At 60.7% G+C, this 855-nt stretch carries 1 protein-coding gene; it reads left to right on the plus strand.

All coding sequences use genetic code 11. The annotated features are described in order from the left end of the window. The coding region (locus IL54_RS22095) for a TonB-dependent receptor domain-containing protein (protein ID WP_156106073.1) at positions 1-334 on the plus strand (334 nt) is incomplete at its 5' end. Positions 335-855 lie beyond the last annotated feature (521 nt).

The raw sequence follows: 855 nt of genomic DNA on the forward strand, positions 1-855 counted from the left end.
AACGAGTGCGGCTCCTGCCGGCCGCGAGGTCCCGCTTGTGCCCAAGCAGCAGGCTTCGCTCTGGACCCGCTACGATTTCACCCCTCGCCTCGGGGCCGGGGCGGGTATCTACCACCAATCGAAAAGTTTCACCTCGGTCAGCAATGCCGCCGTCCTGCCTGCGTTCACCCGCGTCGATGCCGCCGCGTTCTTCAAGCTCACCCCCCACATCGAGGCGCAAATCAACGTCGAGAACCTCCTTAATAGCGGCTATTTTTCGTCCGCCTACAACGACAACAACATCATGCCCGGTGCGCCGACAACCGCGCGAGCGACGGTTAGAATGAGCTTTTAGACAAAGGCTTTTCCTTTGGTGCTGGATGCTTTCACCGTAGTTGTTCAGCACGCACTAAACCGCCTCCTCGGCGGGGGGGCAGACACAGACATGGCCCCTCCATTTCCTCCAGAAGACGATAGTGTCGATCTATCGCCGCTGCCCGTTCTTGGACCATTCCGCTTGCCGTCACCCAACTCCTGCGGACAGCGGAATGGTCATGTGCCGCTGCCCGGCTCACGAGCAATATCGGCGGCTTGTTGCCAATCGCGCTATCTGGTCGCGACAAACGTCGACATATGCACGGCCATGCCGTTGCCCACAGCCGCCACGCACACATTGTCGCCCCCTCGCTTGACCTGACGAACACCATGGTTGCCGCCCTAGCTGCGCTCGGCCTGCCAATAGAAGGTGAATCAGGAACTTGAAAACAGCGGGACGCGTGGATCGCCGGCCTGCGTGCGAGCTGTGAACGATTGGATGCAATGGAAGAGTGCGCCGCGGCGCTCGGGGGCGTTCCCGCTTAGTGACATTCGTTCACG

It is taken from the genome of Sphingobium sp. ba1 (assembly GCF_000743655.1).
In the GTDB taxonomy this organism is placed as follows: Bacteria; Pseudomonadota; Alphaproteobacteria; order Sphingomonadales; family Sphingomonadaceae; genus Sphingobium.